The 16,485-nt window shown below is 65.0% G+C and carries 14 protein-coding genes and 1 riboswitch; of the genes, 6 read left to right on the top strand and 8 right to left on the bottom strand.

Translation table 11 applies throughout. From position 1 onward, the window contains the following. Positions 1 to 23: 23 nt before the first annotated feature. Positions 24 to 995, bottom strand: a complete 972-nt coding sequence (locus FQU74_RS04980) for a glycine--tRNA ligase subunit alpha (RefSeq protein ID WP_146285314.1) — start codon at positions 993 to 995, stop codon at positions 24 to 26. Positions 996 to 1,165: 170 nt separating this feature from the next. On the opposite strand from FQU74_RS04980, the gene FQU74_RS04975 reads away from it, so the two are divergent. After that, on the top strand, positions 1,166 to 2,968 hold the full coding sequence (locus tag FQU74_RS04975; protein ID WP_229704320.1) for a trypsin-like peptidase domain-containing protein: 1,803 nt from the start codon (positions 1,166 to 1,168) through the stop codon (positions 2,966 to 2,968). Between the two features lie 25 nt (positions 2,969 to 2,993). Here the strand turns inward: FQU74_RS04975 and FQU74_RS04970 are convergent, their stop codons facing one another. The 6 genes from FQU74_RS04970 to FQU74_RS04945 all read right to left on the bottom strand — a co-directional run bounded on the left by FQU74_RS04970 (position 2,994) and on the right by FQU74_RS04945 (position 9,472). After that, positions 2,994 to 4,442 (bottom strand): TrkH family potassium uptake protein, encoded by a 1,449-nt coding sequence (locus FQU74_RS04970; protein WP_146285313.1) that lies wholly within the window; start codon positions 4,440 to 4,442, stop codon positions 2,994 to 2,996. Positions 4,443 to 4,495: 53 nt separating this feature from the next. Beyond that, the gene (gene folE2, locus FQU74_RS04965) at positions 4,496 to 5,572 is read right to left on the bottom strand and encodes a GTP cyclohydrolase FolE2 (RefSeq protein ID WP_146285312.1); all 1,077 of its coding nucleotides are present in this window, start codon (positions 5,570 to 5,572) and stop codon (positions 4,496 to 4,498) included. 230 nt (positions 5,573 to 5,802) lie between these two features. Further along, a complete protein-coding gene (gene metZ / locus FQU74_RS04960) occupies positions 5,803 to 6,987 on the bottom strand; it encodes an O-succinylhomoserine sulfhydrylase (protein WP_146285311.1) in 1,185 nt (394 codons plus the stop codon). Positions 6,988 to 7,033: 46 nt separating this feature from the next. Then, a riboswitch (SAM riboswitch) is annotated at positions 7,034 to 7,110 on the bottom strand. A gap of 49 nt (positions 7,111 to 7,159) precedes the next feature. Further along, positions 7,160 to 7,765 carry an inner membrane-spanning protein YciB gene (locus FQU74_RS04955; RefSeq protein WP_146285310.1) on the bottom strand — a complete coding sequence of 202 codons (606 nt, stop codon included), beginning with the start codon at positions 7,763 to 7,765 and terminating at the stop codon, positions 7,160 to 7,162. Positions 7,766 to 7,779: 14 nt separating this feature from the next. Then, complete coding sequence (ftsY, locus tag FQU74_RS04950) at positions 7,780 to 8,790, bottom strand: signal recognition particle-docking protein FtsY (RefSeq protein ID WP_146285309.1); 1,011 nt, start codon at positions 8,788 to 8,790, stop codon at positions 7,780 to 7,782. A 28-nt stretch (positions 8,791 to 8,818) separates the two neighbouring features. Further along, positions 8,819 to 9,472 (bottom strand): lysoplasmalogenase family protein, encoded by a 654-nt coding sequence (locus FQU74_RS04945; protein WP_146285308.1) that lies wholly within the window; start codon positions 9,470 to 9,472, stop codon positions 8,819 to 8,821. Positions 9,473 to 9,609: 137 nt separating this feature from the next. On the opposite strand from FQU74_RS04945, the gene FQU74_RS04940 reads away from it, so the two are divergent. Together FQU74_RS04940 and FQU74_RS04935 are read left to right on the top strand one after the other, a co-directional pair. Continuing rightward, the gene (locus FQU74_RS04940) at positions 9,610 to 10,650 is read left to right on the top strand and encodes an alkane 1-monooxygenase (protein WP_146286210.1); all 1,041 of its coding nucleotides are present in this window, start codon (positions 9,610 to 9,612) and stop codon (positions 10,648 to 10,650) included. Between the two features lie 45 nt (positions 10,651 to 10,695). Beyond that, positions 10,696 to 11,103: a hypothetical protein gene (locus FQU74_RS04935; RefSeq protein WP_146285307.1), complete on the top strand. Its 408-nt coding sequence runs from the start codon at positions 10,696 to 10,698 to the stop codon at positions 11,101 to 11,103. Between the two features lie 27 nt (positions 11,104 to 11,130). On the opposite strand, the gene xseA is transcribed toward FQU74_RS04935, so the two are convergent. Beyond that, entirely contained in the window at positions 11,131 to 12,741 is a 1,611-nt protein-coding gene (xseA, locus tag FQU74_RS04930; protein ID WP_146285306.1) for an exodeoxyribonuclease VII large subunit, read from the bottom strand. A 120-nt stretch (positions 12,742 to 12,861) separates the two neighbouring features. Here xseA and purD point away from each other — a divergent pair, with 120 nt between their 5' ends. The 3 genes from purD to FQU74_RS04915 all read left to right on the top strand — a co-directional run bounded on the left by purD (position 12,862) and on the right by FQU74_RS04915 (position 16,393). Next, entirely contained in the window at positions 12,862 to 14,124 is a 1,263-nt protein-coding gene (purD, locus tag FQU74_RS04925; protein WP_146285305.1) for a phosphoribosylamine--glycine ligase, read from the top strand. A gap of 50 nt (positions 14,125 to 14,174) precedes the next feature. Further along, a complete protein-coding gene (locus tag FQU74_RS04920) occupies positions 14,175 to 15,035 on the top strand; it encodes a CE1 family esterase (protein WP_158635532.1) in 861 nt (286 codons plus the stop codon). A gap of 98 nt (positions 15,036 to 15,133) precedes the next feature. Beyond that, the gene (locus FQU74_RS04915; RefSeq protein WP_146285303.1) at positions 15,134 to 16,393 is read left to right on the top strand and encodes an aspartate kinase; all 1,260 of its coding nucleotides are present in this window, start codon (positions 15,134 to 15,136) and stop codon (positions 16,391 to 16,393) included. Positions 16,394 to 16,485 lie beyond the last annotated feature (92 nt).

The following is a 16,485-nucleotide window of genomic DNA, read 5'->3' as shown; positions in this document are numbered from 1 at the left end:
TCCTCCGATCAGTTTGCCCGCGCTCACGCGGCGCTCTCCGCCGATGTGCCGGCTTCGGTCTGCACGCCCAAGGAAGCGCCAGCTTCCGTCTGCACGAAGGCATCGGCGCATTTCTTGGCCAGCGCGCGCACGCGCCCGATATAGGCCTGCCGTTCGGTGACCGAGATCACGCCCCGCGCATCCAGCAGGTTGAAGAGGTGGCTGGCCTTGATGCACTGGTCATAGGCGGGATGGGCCATGATGATGCGCTTGCCGCTGTTCGGGTCGAGCGGGTCAAACGCCAGCAAACGCTCGCACTCGGCCTCGGCCTCGGCAAAGTTGCGGAACAGCTTTTCCGTATCGGCGCCGTCAAAGTTGTGGCGGCTGTATTCTTCCTCGGTCTGGCGGAAGATGTCGCCGTATTTCAGCGGAATGGGGCTGTCGGGGTCGTTGAAGGGCATGTCCATGACATGATCGATGCCCAGCACATACATCGCCAGACGCTCCAGCCCATAGGTCAGCTCACCCGAGACGGGGCGACAATCATGCCCGCCGACCTGCTGGAAGTAGGTGAACTGGCTGACTTCCATGCCGTCGCACCAGACCTCCCAGCCAAGACCCCAAGCGCCCAGGGTGGGGCTTTCCCAGTCGTCCTCGACAAAGCGGATATCATGCAGCGCGGTATCGATGCCGATGGCGTTCAGGCTACCCAGATACAGATCCTGCAGGTCGGGCGGCGAGGGTTTGATCAGCACCTGATACTGGTAATAGTGCTGCAGGCGGTTGGGGTTTTCCCCATAGCGCCCGTCGGTCGGCCGACGCGAGGGCTGGACGTAGGCCGCGGCCCAGGGCTTGTTGCCGAGGCTGCGCAGCGTGGTCGCCGGGTGGAAGGTCCCTGCCCCCACTTCCATGTCATAGGGTTGCAGTACAGCGCAGCCCTTGTTGCCCCAATAGGTCATCAGGCGCAGGATGATTTCCTGAAAGCTGCGGGGCGTGGTCACTGCGGCGACGGTCATTCTTCCCTCGTGGGCGCTGTCTAGGGGCTGGTGCTTCCATAGGCATTGGGCGGGAAGGCGTCAATGCGGGCGGCCTCGCGGAACTGTCAGATTTCTGCGACTGCTTGGGTTTGCATGCATGCGCGGCAAGGTGTAACCCTGCGTCGATATCCCGTGACAGGACCGCGACATTGAAGAAACACGTCATTTGCCTGCTTGCCCTGATCGGCGCCCCGCTGCTGCCCCCCATCGCCCATGCCCAGACCGAACAGGTGGTCGAGGCCGGTGTCTGGGTGCAGATCGAGGCGCTTCCCAATCAGGCCGAGGCCGAAGACCGCGCCCGCGCCTACTCGGCGATCTTTGACAATGTGGCGGGGTTCAACAGCCGGGGCTGGTATGCGATCGCGCTTGGCCCCTTTGCCACGCGGGACGAGGCGATTGCGCGACTGACCACGCTGAAGTCGGAAGCGATGGTGCCGCAAGACAGCTTCATCTCGACCGGCAAGACCTACTCCTCCAACTTCTGGCCCGCAGGTCAGGCTGATCGTCCGGCCGCCTCGGCGGCGTCCCCGATTGATCCGCCTCCCCCTGTCCCCGCCACGCCTGCTCCTGCCACCCCGGCGCCAATGGCCGAGGCTCCCGCCCCTGCACCGGAGCCCGTCATCGTTGAAGAAACGCCCCAGCAGGCGCGCGCATCGGAAGCCACCCTGTCGGCTGAACAGCGGGTGGAGTTGCAGGCTGCGCTGCAATGGTTCGGCCATTACACCGCCGCGCTGGACGGCGCCATTGGCCCCGGAACGCGCGGGTCCATGGCCGCCTGGCAGACGGCGAACGGGCTTGAACCAACAGGCATCCTGACGACACGCCAGCGGCAGATGCTGGTCGATGGCTACAGGGCGGCGCAGGCCGAACTGGGCCTTGCCAAAGTGGTCGAGGAAAAGGCCGGGATCGAGATCACCCTGCCTACTGCCTTGGTCGAATTCGACCACTACGAGCCGCCCTTCGTGCATTACCGCGCCAAGGACGGCTCGGACGTGCGGGTTGTGCTGATCTCGCAGCCCGGCGACCAGTCCACACTCTATGGTCTCTACGACCTGCTGCAGACACTCGAGATCGTGCCGCTGCAGGGTGAGCGCAGCCGGTCGGAACGCAGTTTCACCATTGATGGCCGCTCGACCACTGTAGCAAGCCACGCCTATGCGGAACTCTCCAAAGGGCTGGTCAAGGGCTATGTCCTTGTCTGGAACCCACGCGACGATGAGCGCATCGCCCGCGTGCAGGCGGCCATGCAGTCAAGCTTCCGGTCAGTCAGCGATACGGCGCTGGACCCGGGCCTTGTGCCGATGAGCGCAGAGAGCCGGCAGGGCCTGCTGTCCGGGCTTGAGGTGCGTCGCCCCGTGATCTCGCGCAGCGGCTTCTACGTCGATGCGACGGGCACCGTTGCCACCGTGTCCGAGGTGGTCGAGGGCTGCAACCGCATCACGCTTGACCTGCGGCATGAGGCGCGGCTCGTGTCGACCGACACCGCGACTGGCCTTGCGCTGGTCGCCCCGCAGAAGCCGCTGTCGCCCCCGGTGGTGGCAGACCTGTTGCAGGGCCCGGCGCGCGAGGGGCAGGACGTCGCAATCTCTGGCTACAGTTATGAGGACAAGCTGCCTGCCCCGACGCTGGCCTTCGGCAAGCTGGAAGAGATGAAGGGCCTGAATGGCGAGGCCTCTCTCATGCGCCTTGGCATCGAGGCGCTGCCCGGTGATGCAGGCGGGCCGGTGCTCGACGCATCAGGGGCTGTCATGGGCATGTTGCTCCCGCGGGAGGCGAATGCGGCGCGCAAGCTGCCGGACACCGTCGAACATGCCCTGCAGGCAGCAACCCTTGCCCCTCGTCTGGCCGAGGCCGGGATCGCGCCCCGTGCTGCCACGACCACCGGCGCACTGGCGCCCGAAGACCTGAACCGCCGGGCCGAGGGAATGACGGTTCTCGTCTCCTGCTGGTGATCCCCGACGCTTCTCGCGCGCCCGATCAGGCGCGCCAGAAGCGCGGCAGGATCACAACGAACACCGCCAGAAGCGACAACCGGCCAAGGATCATCGCAAGGATCATCACCCACTTCGCAGCGGTGGGGAAATCCCTATAGGTTCCGGTTTCGGCAATGGCAGGGCCGATGCCGTAGCCGATATTGCCCATCGACGACCATATCGCAAAAATCGAGGTCTGCATGTCGATGCCGGTCAGCGCCAGTGCGACACTGAGCATCCCAATCAGCAACACATAGGTCGTGACGAACATCATGACGCCGTTCAGCGCCTCATCCTCGACCGTTCTTCCGGCATAGCGCACGGGCTCTACCCGGTGGGGCATAACAATCTTGCGCATTTCAGCCCGCACCGCGCTGATCGCCACCTGTACGCGGAAGATGGTCAGCGCGCCCGAGCTTGACCCCGAGCAGCCGCCCAGCAGGCCCAGAAGAAAGGTGACGACCAGAAGGAACCCCCCCCAGGAGGTGTAGCTGCCGCTGAAGAACCCGGTGCCTGTCATGACCGAGGCAACATTGAACAGCGTTTCGCGGAACACGGGCTCAACGGGGTCAGCCGAAGTCAACCAGCGCCAGACCGTCAGCACCATGACGCCCGTGGCCATGGTTGCAAGATAGAAGCGGACCTGCGGGTCATGCCACAATGCCCCACCCCGCCCCGAGGCGAGTTGCACATAGCGCACATAGGGCACCGCCGCGACGATCATGAAAAAGGCGCCCGCATATTCGCCGCTGCCTGCGTATACGTTGAACGAGGCATCCTGCGGCGAAAATCCCCCCGTCGCGATCGTGGCAAGGGCATGAACCACGGCATCGAGCGGTGCCATCCCGATCATCCGGTAGACCAGCATGCACAGCGCCGTCAGCCCGGCGTAAATCCACAGAAGCGAGATGGCGATATCCGAGGCACGGGGCAGGATCTTGCCCATCGTGTCGAACCCCTCGGTCTTGAAGAACTGCATGCCACCCACGCGCATGACCGGCAGAAAGATCATCGCGATGAAGGCGATCCCAAGCCCACCCAGCCAGTTCAGCATTCCCCGCCATAGGTTCATCCCCTCGGGAAGATCCGACAGGCCAAAGATCACTGTCGATCCTGTGGTGGTGATGCCCGACACCGCCTCGAAATAGGCATCCGTAAAGCCCAGCGAGGGCGCCCCCGTCATCAGCGGTAGCGCCCCCACAAGTGGCGTCAGGATCCAGATGCCGAAGGTCAGCAAGAACGCCGAGCGCAGGTCGAACGCCTGCCTGATCGCCCCGCGTGTTGCGAGCGAAATCGCAGCACCCATCGCCGTCGTGGTAATGGCGGCGGTCGCAAAGCCCGCAGCGTTCCCGTTGCCGATGGCAAGATCAAGCCCCGCCGGCAGGAACATCAGCGCCCCCAGCGTGAAGATCAGACGGCCAAGGATGCTGACAACGGGCGTAAGGTCGATCATGGCCCGAGCCTTGGCCGCCGCCCGCCCGCCTGTCAAGTCATGGCCTAAGGCAATCAGCCCGCGTGATGCAGGGTTGCAAAAAGGCGCGGATCCAGGCTCGTCTGCGCAAAGGTCGGCCCCTCGGTCAGCAGGCTGACCGCATCATGGCTGTGCAGGCTCTCCTGATGGCTTGCCACCACACGGAAATCGCCAATCCGGGGATCGTCCTGTAGCTGCGCACAGAACAGGCGCGCCGCATCCTCGACGAAGATCGGGTTGGCGGCGTTCAGTTCGGCAAAGGCCTGCTCGTCCTCACGCTTGACCATGACCTGCGTCTCTGTCGGCACGGCACGACGGCACATCTCGATCAGGTCTTCGAACCACAGGCAGGCGCCGGGCTTCACAACCACCGACAGGCGCGCCACTGACCGCTGCGAGTGGGGCGTCGCAAGCTGCCCACGGGTGCGCCGCGCATGTTCGGACAATTCCAATGAGCAGGGGCACGTGCTTGAATAAACGTAGTCGAGGTGAACAACCCGCAGCCGCTCACCCGCGCGGTCGATCACCTCGAGCGCGATGTCGTAGTACTGCCAGCCCGAAAGGCCCGAGCGGAGAGAGTGCGTGCGCATCGGAAAGCTGAAACGCATCTGGATACGGGCATCAAAGCTCTCCAGATCGCGGCGATAGTCGTCCAGCGCGTGCTCGATCACATCAAAGCTGAAATCGCGGTCCGCATGGGCATAGAAAGACCGCATGATGCGGCTCATGTTGATGCCCTTCTTCTCGGCCTCAAGGCTCACCGTTCCGGTGACCGAGGTCTCAAGCACCGCATCCCCGCCCTCGCGGCGCTTGTAGCGGATGGGCAGGCGGAAGTTCGAGATCCCCACATGCTGAATCTGCGTCCGCGCGCCCCGGATCAGGCTGGCCGGGCCGTTCTGCAGATCGGGCAAGGTGGCGCGATAGGCGTCGTCAGCTTGAAAATCATGCGGATAGTCCGAGGACAGAGTCGGGTAGCCCGACAGCGCATCGACCCCCATGGCCGCACGTTCGGCATCGGTCGCAGCCTTGGCCCATATCTGCAGCAAACGCAGCGCCGCCCGCACTTCGGTGTCAGAGGGTTGCCCCTCAAGCTCTGGCACATGGACATTCATGGATGATCCCTCCGGTTCCGGCAGGACGCAGAGGCCCCGACCTTCAATGTCAACAGGTATACGCATCATATGGCGAGGCGGATCACTCTCAGGCCGTTCTTGCAGCCAAAAGCGACAGCTTCAGAGATGGGCAGCGGGCACGCGAAGTCAAGCCTGCCACGCCTTCCCTGGCTCTTTCCTTTAGAAATATCCTCGGGGGGTGTGGGGGGCAGACAGCCCCCCATGACGCTTCAGATGCAACCAAGACCGCGCTTCAGATCAACGATCAGGTCATCTGCATCCTCAAGCCCGACCGACAGGCGGATGAGGCCGGGTGTGATGCCAAGGCTTGCCTTCTGGTCATCGGGCAGGCGCTGGTGCGTCGTGGTCGCCGGATGCGTGGCAATCGACTTGGCGTCGCCCAGGTTGTTCGAGATCTTGATGATCTCCAGCGCGTTGATCGCCCGGAAGGCCGCGTCCTTGCCGCCCTTCACCTCGAACGCAATCATCGTGCCGCCCGAGCCCATCTGCGCTATGGCCAGGTCGTGCTGCGGATGGCTGGACAACCCCGGATAAATCACGCGGCTCAGCCGGTCGTCGCCCTCAAGCGCCTGTGCAACCTTCAACGCGCTGTCGGCCATCGCGCGGCAGCGCAGGTCGAGCGTCGCCATGCCGTTCAGCATGATCCAGCTGGTGAAGGGGCTCATCGAGCCGCCAGTATGCTTCATGTAGGGCTCAACCGTCTTGCGGATGAATTCGGTCGTACCGCAGATCACCCCGCCAAGGGCCCGCCCCTGTCCGTCGATGTGCTTGGTGGTCGAGTAGACGATGACGTCGGCGCCCAGATCAACCGCACGCGAGAAGATCGGCGTGGAGAACACGTTGTCCACGATCACCAGCGCGCCAGCAGCATGGGCAATGTCGGAGACGCCCTTGATGTCCACCAGCTCCAGCGTCGGGTTGGACATGCTCTCAAAGAACACGGCCTTGGTCTTGCCGGGGCGCACTGCCGCGCGCCACTGGTCAAGGTCGGCGCCATCGACAAAGGTCACCTCGACGCCGAAGCGGCCAAGGATTTCTTCAAGGATGTACAGGCATGACCCGAACAGCGCGCGGGCCGACACCACATGGTCACCCGCCCGCAGCATCGAAACCAGCGCGCCATTCACCGCCGCCATGCCACTTGCGGTGGCAAAGGCATCCTCGGTTCCTTCCAGCGCGGCGATGCGTTCTTCGAACATGCGCGTTGTCGGGTTTCCGTAGCGCGCGTAAATGAACTCGTCGCCCTCGGTCTTGAGAAAGCGCGCCTCGGCGGACTCTGCCGTGGGATAGACGAAGCCCTGCGTCAGGAAGATCGCCTCGGCCATTTCGCCATATTGGCTGCGGCGGCTGCCTTCATGCACCAGCGTGGTGCGGGTCTTCCAATCCTTGCTCATGTCCTGCCTCCGGCAAACAAAAATACCCCGAAGACCGGAGGCTTCGGGGCTGCGGCCCTTCACCTTTTAGCGGTTTGTTTAACGTGGCCCGCAATCCGGTCACAAAGCGCCACGCGCCCCGATTACGCCCGCGGGGCAGAAAGGTCAACGCCAAGGCCGCGCAATGCAGGCCCTATTCCTTTTCCCGCGGTGGCAGGGCATAGCGTTCCATCAGCTTGCCCTGCGTCATGAAGAAAGCAAACAGCGCGATCGTCAGGCCAAAGGTCTTGAAGTTGACCCAAGCCTCGGTCGACAGAAGCCGCCAGACCAATTCGTTTGCAACCGCAAGCCCCGCAAAGAACAGGGCCAGACGTCGGGTGAGGATCATCCAGCCCTCATGCTGCATCGGCAGCGCTTCGTCCATCAGCATCGAGAGATAGCTTTTGCCCTGGGCGATACCCAGAAACAGGACGGCGGCGAAGGCTGCATAGAGCAGCGTGGGCTTCATCTTTATGAAGCGCTCATCGTTCAGCCAGACCGACAGCCCGCCCATCAGGATGACCAGAACCAGCGTCAGGGCCTGCATTCGCGACAGATGTCCGGTCAGTTTCCAGAGGATACCCGAGGTCACGATGATCAGCAGGATGAAGGCCGCCGTCGTGACGATGAAGCCGGAATAGGCGGTGCCTGCGATGGTGAAGGTCTGGTCCTTCAGCCGGCCGAACATCACGAAGAAGAGGATGACCGGGCCAAGCTCCAGCCCTAGTTTAACAAAGGGATTGATCTTCTTTTCTGCCATGGACGGCTCCGGCGTCATTGATCCGCAGGGCCCACAAGGGCGCGGGCGAAGTCATCAGGGTCAAAGGGGGCGAGGTCGTCGATCTGTTCACCCACGCCGATCGCGTGGATCGGCAGACCGAACCGGTCGGCGAGGCTGACCAGAACGCCGCCCTTGGCGGTGCCGTCCAGCTTGGTCATCACCAGGCCCGACACATCGGCGATCTTGCGGAAGATCTCGACCTGCGCGACGGCGTTCTGCCCGGTGGTGGCATCCAGCACCAGGAGCGTATTATGCGGGGCGGTCTCGTCCTTCTTGCGGATCACGCGGACGATTTTGGCCAGCTCTTCCATCAGGTCGGCGCGGTTCTGCAACCGCCCTGCGGTGTCGATCAGCAAGAGGTCCGCGCCGGTTTCCTGCGCGCGGGTCAGGGCATCGAAGGCAAGGCTTGCCGGGTCCGATCCTTCGGGCGCGGTCAGCACCGGAACGCCGGCGCGCTGGCCCCAGATCTGCAACTGCTCGACCGCTGCGGCACGGAAGGTGTCGCCTGCGGCAATCACCACCGATTTCCCCGCGGCCTTGAACTGCGAGGCAAGCTTTCCAATCGTGGTCGTCTTGCCTGATCCGTTCACCCCGACCACCAGCACCACCTGCGGCCGCTTGGGATAGATGGGAAGCGGGCGCGCCACAGGCTCCATGATGCGGGAAACCTCGGCGGCCAAGGCCTGCTTCAACTCGGTCGCCCCGATCCGGCGCCCCATGCGCCCCTCGGCGATGTTGGCGGCAACCCGCGTCGCGGTATCGACGCCCATGTCGGCCTCGATCAGCAATTCCTCAAGGCTTTCCAGCATCGCGTCGTCCATGACGCGGCGCGGCTCTTCCGCCTCACGCCCAAGGATGCGGCCGATCAGACCGGGCTTTGCAGTGTCAGCCTGCGGGGGCGCCTCGGTTTCGGGCGTGGCATCCTCAACCAGCGCATCCAGCGATCCGGCGATCTTGTCGGAGGACCGGAACATCCGGTCTTTCAGTTTCTTGAAGAAGGACATGGGTGCAACCGGCTGGGGGCGTTCCCCATCACCTAGTCGTTTCGGCGTCCGGATGGAAGGGCTGGCTTGCCACCGGGCGCAGGAATGCCAGCAGGATCAGGCATTGCCCAAGCCAGTAGGCCGGCCAGAGCATATGGGCAAGCGGCACGGCATAGGCAGTGCCCTGCGCGCGGAAGAGGGCGATCGAAAGCAGCAGGTCCGACAGCACAAAGGATGCAGCCCCTGCCCAGAGCAGCGGGTCGGGCCGGGCGGCGGCCATGGCGGCCATCAGGCAGATGACGACCACATAGCCCCGCACTGGCCAGACCAGCGCCCCCGCTTGGGGCGCAAGCCAGATCTCGGTCGATGCCGCCAGCGCGAGCAAGGCCAATGCCACAAACATCGGCGGGCGCCGCAGACCAAAGCCGCCGACATAGGCCAGATGCCCGGCAGCAAAGGCCCCCATTCCGGCAAGGAAGGCGGCCTCGCCCGGGCGCGAGAGGAGAAAGTCGCCAAGGGCCCCGAGCGCAAGCCCCAGCGTGATCGCGCGCGGCGCCCCGCCCAGCATGGCCGCCAGCGCCAGCAGCGCCACCGGCAATGTCTTGATCAGGCTTCCCGAGATCGGGATCTGACCCGTGCCGACATAGAGCAGTTGGTAGGCCAGCGCAGCCGCAGCTGAAGCAAGAATGATCGCGCGTGTCATGGTTCTCTCTCCCCGCGCCCACCGTGGCCGCGCGCGCCGCAAAGGTCATGCATGACGTCGCGTCGCGGGGCGCTGGAAGGCCGCGCCCCCCGTGCTATGGTGGCGCCATGTTCCGCCGTTTCCTGCCTCTTCCGCCGATGACCCTGTTTGCGATGGCCACGCTGACGCCGCTTGCCCTGCTGGGCGCGGGCGTTTGGCTTGGGGGGGCATGGGTTCTGCCGGGGCTTCTCTACATGGCGGTGCTGACCATCGCGCTTGACCGCCTGATCCGCTGGACGGCGCCGGACGCCCCCGAAGGTGCCGAGTTTCCTGCAGCCGATGCGCTGCTGATCGCGATCGGGGTGGCGCATCTGATCGGATTTCCGGTTGCCGTCTGGGCAATTGCGGGTGAAAGCGGTCTGTCGCCGCTTGCGCGGATCGGGCTTTTTGCCGGGTTCGGGCTTGTGTTCGGGCAGGTCTCAAACCCCGCCGCGCATGAGCTGATTCATCGGGGCAACCGTTGGCTCTATCGGCTTGGCGTCGCGGTCTATGCGACGATGCTGAACGCGCATCACGCATCGGCACACCGGCTGGTGCATCACCGGCATGTGGCAACGCCGATGGACCCGAACTCGGCACCCGAGGGGATGGGCTTCTATCGCTTTCTGCCGCGCGCCTATCTGGGCAGCTTCCGCGCCGGATGGCAGGCGGAAACTGCGCGGCGCAGCGGTGGCGCAGGGGGAATGCACCCCTATCCGGCCTATCTGTTGGCACAGGCTGGCAGCCTCGGCCTTGGTTTCTTGATTGCGGGATGGGAGGGCCTCTTTGTCTGGCTTGCCCTTGCCGCCCATGCCACGGCGCAATTGATGCTGTCAGACTATGTGCAGCACTATGGTCTGGCCCGGCGCCAGTTGGCTGACGGGCGGTATGAGCCCGTCTCGGCGCGGCACAGCTGGAATGCGCCGCACTGGTTTACATCCGGTGTCATGCTGAATGCGCCGCGCCATTCCGACCACCACGCCCACCCAACGCGCCCCTACCCCGCGCTGCGCCTGCCCGAGGCGGACGCGGCCCCCTGGTTGCCATGGTCGTTGCCGGTCGCCTCGGCCGTGGCGCTGTTTCCCGCACTCTGGCGTCGACGTATGCGGCATCGCCTGCTGCGCTGGACAGCCGCCTCCACGTCGTCAGGGCTGGAATAGCCCGCCGCCCTCTGCCAATCTGGGACGGAAGGCCGGAGGTTCCGCATGCGACATCACCTTGTGCATCTTGCCCTTGCGCTGACCCTTGCGCAGGCGCTGCCGCTCGGGGCCGAGCCAACGATCGGGGCGGCCGAGTTTGATGCCTATGTCACCGGCAAGACCCTGACCTATGCCGAGGGCGGCCAGATCTTCGGGACCGAAGAGTATCTTCCCGGTCGTCGTGTCCGCTGGGCCTTTACCGGGGATATCTGCCAGTACGGCACCTGGTACGAAGAGAATGGCCAGATCTGCTTTGTCTACGAACACGACCCCACGCCACAGTGCTGGACGTTCTGGCAAGGCACCAACGGCCTGCGCGCGCGCTTTGCCGGCGACCCTGAAGGCCGCGAGCTGACCGAGGTGCAAAACAGCGATGAGCCGCTGATTTGCGCAGGACCCGATGTAGGCGTCTGACGCGCCCCAAGTATTAGAACCCAAGCGTTAGAACAACGACCCTTGCGTGGGGCCGGATTCAGGCGCCTCTTCCGGGGTTGGGCGCGGACGCGCCTTTGCCCCGCCGCGCGGCGGGGTGGCGCCGCCCGCTTCGGGCACAACCGACACGCGGCCATCGTGGAACTCGATCTCCAGCGCGGGCGCATTGGCGGCTATGGCAGCCTCGGTCACTACGTCGGCACCGGCGCGGACAACGGCATAGCCGCGCCGCAGGGTTTCGGTATAGCCGAGCGTCTGCCGCGTGCGATCCAGCGCATCGAGCCGGCGCTGCATCTCTGCCAGACGGGCAGCAGACGCCGCATCCAGCCGGGCCGAGAGTTGCACAAGCTTCGCGGTTCCTTCAAACCGCTGGCGGTCGGCCTGCGCGATCAGACGGTGAAGCGCAGGGGTCAGGCGGCTCGCCCATTTGTCGAAGGCCGCATGGCGCGCGTCTGACCGGCGCAGAAAGCGCGCCTCAAGATCGGACATGCGCATCTCGACAGCGTCGCGCCGACGCGTGACCAGCCCCAGCAAAGAGGCAGGCGTCAGACGCGCCGCACGCATCTCGAACGCGCTGCGCTTTTTCGCAACCGCAAGGCCAAGCGCACCGCCAAGGCGTTGCACCGCGGCATCAAAGCGCTGTTGCGGACCGCCAAGCAGGGTATCGAGCCGGGGCAGCGCGCGCGCAAGATCGCGCAGCCGTTGCCCGCGCCGGTCAGCCCCTTGCGCAATGGCGCGCGACAGCCGCGCGCCATTGCCATCAACGGCGGCCAGAAGCTCCAGCCGCACCGGCACCGCCATTTCGGCGGCGGCAGTGGGTGTGGGTGCCCGCCGGTCGGCGGCATGGTCGATCAGCGTGGTATCGGTCTCATGCCCGACGGCCGAGATCAGGGGGATGCGGCTGGCCGCTGCCGCGCGCGCCACAATCTCTTCGTTGAAACCCCACAGATCCTCAAGGCTGCCACCGCCCCGCGCAACAATCAGCAGATCGGGCCGCGGGATCGGCCCGCCGGGCTCTATCGCGTTGAAGCCGCGGATCGCCGCAGCCACCTGCGCCGCGCAGTCCTGCCCCTGCACCGCCACCGGCCAGATCAGCACATGGCGGGGAAAGCGGTCGCGCAGCCGGTGCAGGATGTCGCGGATCACCGCGCCCGAGGGCGAGGTCACAACCCCGATCACCTGTGGCAGATAGGGGATGGGCTTCTTGCGCGCCGGATCGAACAGCCCTTCGGCCTGCAGTGCCGCGCGGCGCTTTTCCAGCATCGCCATCAGGGCGCCTGCCCCGGCGGGGGCCACATCATCCACGATCAGCTGATACTTCGACTGGCCCGGAAAGGTGGTCATGCGCCCCGTGGCCACGACCTCCATCCCCTCTTCGGGGCGGACCTGCATCTTTGCCACCTGCCCCTTCCAGCTGATCGCGGCGATCACGCTGCGATCATCCTTGAGGTCAAAGTAGAGGTGCCCCGATGCCGGGCGGCTGACGCGCCCCACCTCGCCGCGCACACGGACAAGGCCGAACTCACCCTCAATCACCCGCTTTACCGCGCCAGAGAGTTCCGACACGGTGTATTCGGGCTGGTTCGAGGGCTGCGGGGCGGGGTCTTCAAACAGGTCCATGCCCCGTTGTGCCAAAGCCTGCCTGCATGTGCAACGCCCGGCATCACGCTTGCGAAACAGCGCCCGCCACCCTATGACGCGCGCAATCCCAGATCGGACCCCCATCGGACGGAGTGGCGCATGAACATCCTCATCCTCGGCAGCGGCGGGCGCGAACATGCGCTGGCCTGGGCGGTGAAGCAGAACCCGAAATGCGACCGGCTGATCGTGGCACCGGGCAATGCCGGAATCGCGCAGATCGCGGAATGCGCGAGCCTCGACATTCTGTCCGGCGCGCAGGTCGTGCAGTTCTGCGAGGAGAACGCCATTGATTTCGTGATCGTCGGCCCCGAGGCGCCACTGGCCGCAGGCGTGGCCGATGCGACGCGCGCGGCAGGCATCCTGACCTTTGGTCCCAGTGCCGAGGCCGCGCGGCTTGAAGCCTCGAAAGCCTTTACCAAAGAGATTTGCGACGCCTGCGCCGCCCCGACAGCAGGCTATGCGCGCTTCACCGATGCCGCCGCCGCCAAGGACTATATCCGTCGCACCGGCGCCCCGCTGGTGGTCAAGGCCGATGGCCTCGCCGCAGGCAAGGGCGTCATCATGGGCATGACCGAGGCCGAGGCACTGGCTGGCATCGACGAAATCTTCGGCGGCGCCTTTGGCGAGGCCGGGGCCGAGGTTGTGATCGAAGAGTTCATGGAGGGTGAGGAGGCCAGCTTCTTCATTCTGACCGACGGCGAAAACGCCCTGCCCATCGGCACCGCCCAAGACCACAAGCGCGTGGGCGATGGCGACACCGGCCCGAACACCGGCGGCATGGGGGCCTACTCTCCGGCCCCGGTGCTGACCGACGCCATCGCCGAGGCCGCACTTGCCGAGATCGTCCTGCCCACCATCCGCGAAATGGCGCGCCGGGGCACCCCCTACCAGGGGGTTCTCTATGCCGGTCTGATGATCAAGGACGGCAAGGCACGGCTCGTCGAATACAACTGCCGCTTTGGCGACCCGGAATGTCAGGTGCTGATGATGAGGCTTGGCGCACAGGCCCTTGATCTGCTGCAAGCCTGCGCCGAGGGACGGCTTGACCAGATGCAGGTAAACTGGGCCGACGACCATGCCCTGACGGTGGTGATGGCCTCCAGGGGCTATCCCGGCGCCTATCAGAAAGGCAGCGTGATCCACGGTCTTGCCCGCCTGCCCGAAGACAGCCGGCACATGACCTTTCACGCAGGCACCGCCGAGAAGGATGGCCAGATCATTGCCACCGGCGGGCGCGTGCTGAACGTGACGGCACGGGGCGAGACGCTGGCCGAGGCGCGCAACCGCGCCTATGCGATGGTCGACCACCTGCGCTGGCCCGAGGGCTTCTGCCGCTCCGACATCGGCTGGCGCGCGCTCTGACGCGACGGAAGCAGTCGCGCCCGGCGTTCGTCCCCTCGATGGAGGTGCCGATGCGTCTGACGTTCCTGCTGATCCTTGCGATCCTGAATGCCACTTCGGCTGCGGCCGAGCGGGTTGATCTGGGCGGGCGATTCTATCGCATTGACCTGCCCACGACCGTTGCGGGCGCGCCGATCCTCGTTGCGCTGCATGGCGGTGGCGGCAACCCGGACCAGTTCGCCCGCGCCTCGGGTCTGGCCGAGGCGGCGCAGGCGGCCGGCTATGCGGTGATCCTGCCTGCGGGATCGGGGCGCGGACGGCTGCTGACATGGAACGCCGGTTACTGCTGCGCAGCCGCCGCACAGGCCGCGGTCGACGATCTGGCCTTTCTCGACGCGGTGATCGCGGATGCGCGTGCCCGCTTCGGCCTGTCGGATAATCGGCTGTTTCTGACCGGCATGTCGAACGGATCGATGCTGGCCGAAACCTATGCCGCCCTGCGCGCAGACCGGGTGACGGCCGTCGCGGGCGTGGCGGGCACCCCCGATGTCGCTCATCTGCATCCCCGCTTCGCAGTGCCTCTGCTGCACATCCACGGCACGGCGGATGATCATGTGCCCTACACCGGCGGGGTCGGCCCCTCGGGCCTGACGAACACCGATTTCGCCGCCGTGGCTGACCTCATCTCCACATTTCACGCGCCCTTTGGCCGGGGCCTTGTCCGGTCAGAGCGCATCATCGATCCGGCCGATGACGGAATGCGCGTGGTTGAGGAAACCTGGTTGAAGAACGGTCGCCCGGCCCTGCGTCTGCTGACCGTCGAGGGTGGCGGGCACCACTGGCCCGGCGGCCCAAGGGCCGGTCGGCGCGGCGGCACGCGCGACATTTCCGCCAATGCCGAGATCCTGCGGTTTTTCGAAAGTTTCCGTTAAGCCCACCTGCGCAACTGTTATCGCCAAAAGCGGCGCTTGCATCCCCCCCGTCTTCTGCTAGGAAGCACGCGGTTTGACTGGCTGACGGGGGGGCGCCCATGCCGCTTCTGGTAATGAAATTCGGCGGCACCTCTGTCGCTGATCTTGCGCGGATCGAGAACGCCGCGCTGAAGGTACAGAAAGAGGTCGAGCGCGGCTATGACGTGATCGTCATCGTCTCGGCCATGTCTGGCAAGACCAACGAGCTGGTTGGCTGGGTCGAGGGCACTTCTAAGCTGTATGACGCCCGCGAATATGACGCCGTCGTCGCCAGCGGCGAGAACGTCACCGCAGGCCTGATGGCGCTGCGCCTTCAGGAAATGGGAATCCCTGCCCGCAGCTGGCAGGGCTGGCAGGTGCCGATCAACACCACCGCTGCCCATTCGGCCGCGCGCTTTGTGTCGATCCCGCGTGACAATATCGACGCCAAGTTCAAGGAAGGCTTCAAGGTTGCGGTGGTCGCAGGATTTCAGGGCATCAGCCCCGAAGGCCGCATCACAACGCTGGGCCGCGGCGGCTCGGACACAACCGCGGTCGCCTTTGCGGCGGCCTTTGGTGCCGAACGCTGCGACATCTACACCGATGTGGACGGCGTCTATACGACCGACCCGCGGGTAAGCTCGAAGGCGCGCAAGCTGGACAAGATCGCCTTCGAGGAAATGCTGGAACTGGCGTCGCTGGGCGCCAAGGTGCTGCAGACCCGGTCGGTCGAGCTGGCCATGCGCTACAAGGTGCGGCTGCGTGTGCTGTCCTCGTTCGAGGACACGGATGAGAACTCTGGAACCCTGGTCTGCGACGAGGAGGAAATCATGGAATCGAAAGTCGTCTCGGGCGTCGCCTTCTCGCGCGATGAAGCGAAGATCACGCTGTTCACCATCGAGGATCGGCCCGGCGTCGCGCAGGCGATCTTCGGCCCGCTGGCCGATGCCGGCGTGAACGTCGACATGATCGTGCAGAACATCAGCGAAAAGGACTATGACGACAGCCATCCGGGCGCCGTCACCGACATGACCTTCTCGTGCCCGATCAACCAGGTCGAGCGCGCCAAGAAGGCGATGGAAGACGCGCGCGACGCGGGCCTGATCAAGTATGACGAGCTGATCATCGACACCGATGTGGCCAAGGTCTCGGTCGTGGGCATCGGCATGCGCAGCCATGCGGGCGTCGCCGCCACCATGTTCAAGGCGCTGGCCAATGAGGGCGTGAACATCAAGGTCATCTCGACGTCCGAGATCAAGATCTCGGTCCTGATCGATCGCAAGTACATGGAACTCGCGGTCCAGGCCCTTCACGACGCCTTTGGGCTGGACAAGGCATAAGCCAAAGCGCCCACCCATCCGACGAGATCTTTCAAGGCCCCGCACTGTTTGCGGGGCCTTCTTCATCTATTTCGCCATTACCCACGCGGCAA

This window comes from Gemmobacter aquaticus (genome assembly GCF_007859075.1).
Classification (GTDB): domain Bacteria; phylum Pseudomonadota; class Alphaproteobacteria; order Rhodobacterales; family Rhodobacteraceae; genus Gemmobacter; species Gemmobacter aquaticus.
The sequence above is the reverse complement of the archived record's forward strand: the minus strand, read 5'-3'. Positions and strand labels throughout refer to the sequence as shown.

Excerpts from the sequence above, each read along its gene's own strand:
- xseA (WP_146285306.1), bottom strand. The coding sequence starts at position 12,741 with ATGGACCTGTTTGAAGACCCCGCCCCGCAGCCCTCGAACCAGCCCGAA.
- FQU74_RS04980 (WP_146285314.1), bottom strand. The coding sequence starts at position 995 with ATGACCGTCGCCGCAGTGACCACGCCCCGCAGCTTTCAGGAAATCATC.
- FQU74_RS04940 (WP_146286210.1), top strand. The coding sequence starts at position 9,610 with ATGACCCTGTTTGCGATGGCCACGCTGACGCCGCTTGCCCTGCTGGGC.
- FQU74_RS04955 (WP_146285310.1), bottom strand. The coding sequence starts at position 7,765 with ATGGCAGAAAAGAAGATCAATCCCTTTGTTAAACTAGGGCTGGAGCTT.
- folE2 (WP_146285312.1), bottom strand. The coding sequence starts at position 5,572 with ATGAATGTCCATGTGCCAGAGCTTGAGGGGCAACCCTCTGACACCGAA.
- FQU74_RS04915 (WP_146285303.1), top strand. The coding sequence starts at position 15,134 with ATGCCGCTTCTGGTAATGAAATTCGGCGGCACCTCTGTCGCTGATCTT.
- FQU74_RS04945 (WP_146285308.1), bottom strand. The coding sequence starts at position 9,472 with ATGACACGCGCGATCATTCTTGCTTCAGCTGCGGCTGCGCTGGCCTAC.
- FQU74_RS04970 (WP_146285313.1), bottom strand. The coding sequence starts at position 4,442 with ATGATCGACCTTACGCCCGTTGTCAGCATCCTTGGCCGTCTGATCTTC.
- FQU74_RS04920 (WP_158635532.1), top strand. The coding sequence starts at position 14,175 with ATGCGTCTGACGTTCCTGCTGATCCTTGCGATCCTGAATGCCACTTCG.
- metZ (WP_146285311.1), bottom strand. The coding sequence starts at position 6,987 with ATGAGCAAGGATTGGAAGACCCGCACCACGCTGGTGCATGAAGGCAGC.
- FQU74_RS04935 (WP_146285307.1), top strand. The coding sequence starts at position 10,696 with ATGCGACATCACCTTGTGCATCTTGCCCTTGCGCTGACCCTTGCGCAG.
- ftsY (WP_146285309.1), bottom strand. The coding sequence starts at position 8,790 with ATGTCCTTCTTCAAGAAACTGAAAGACCGGATGTTCCGGTCCTCCGAC.
- purD (WP_146285305.1), top strand. The coding sequence starts at position 12,862 with ATGAACATCCTCATCCTCGGCAGCGGCGGGCGCGAACATGCGCTGGCC.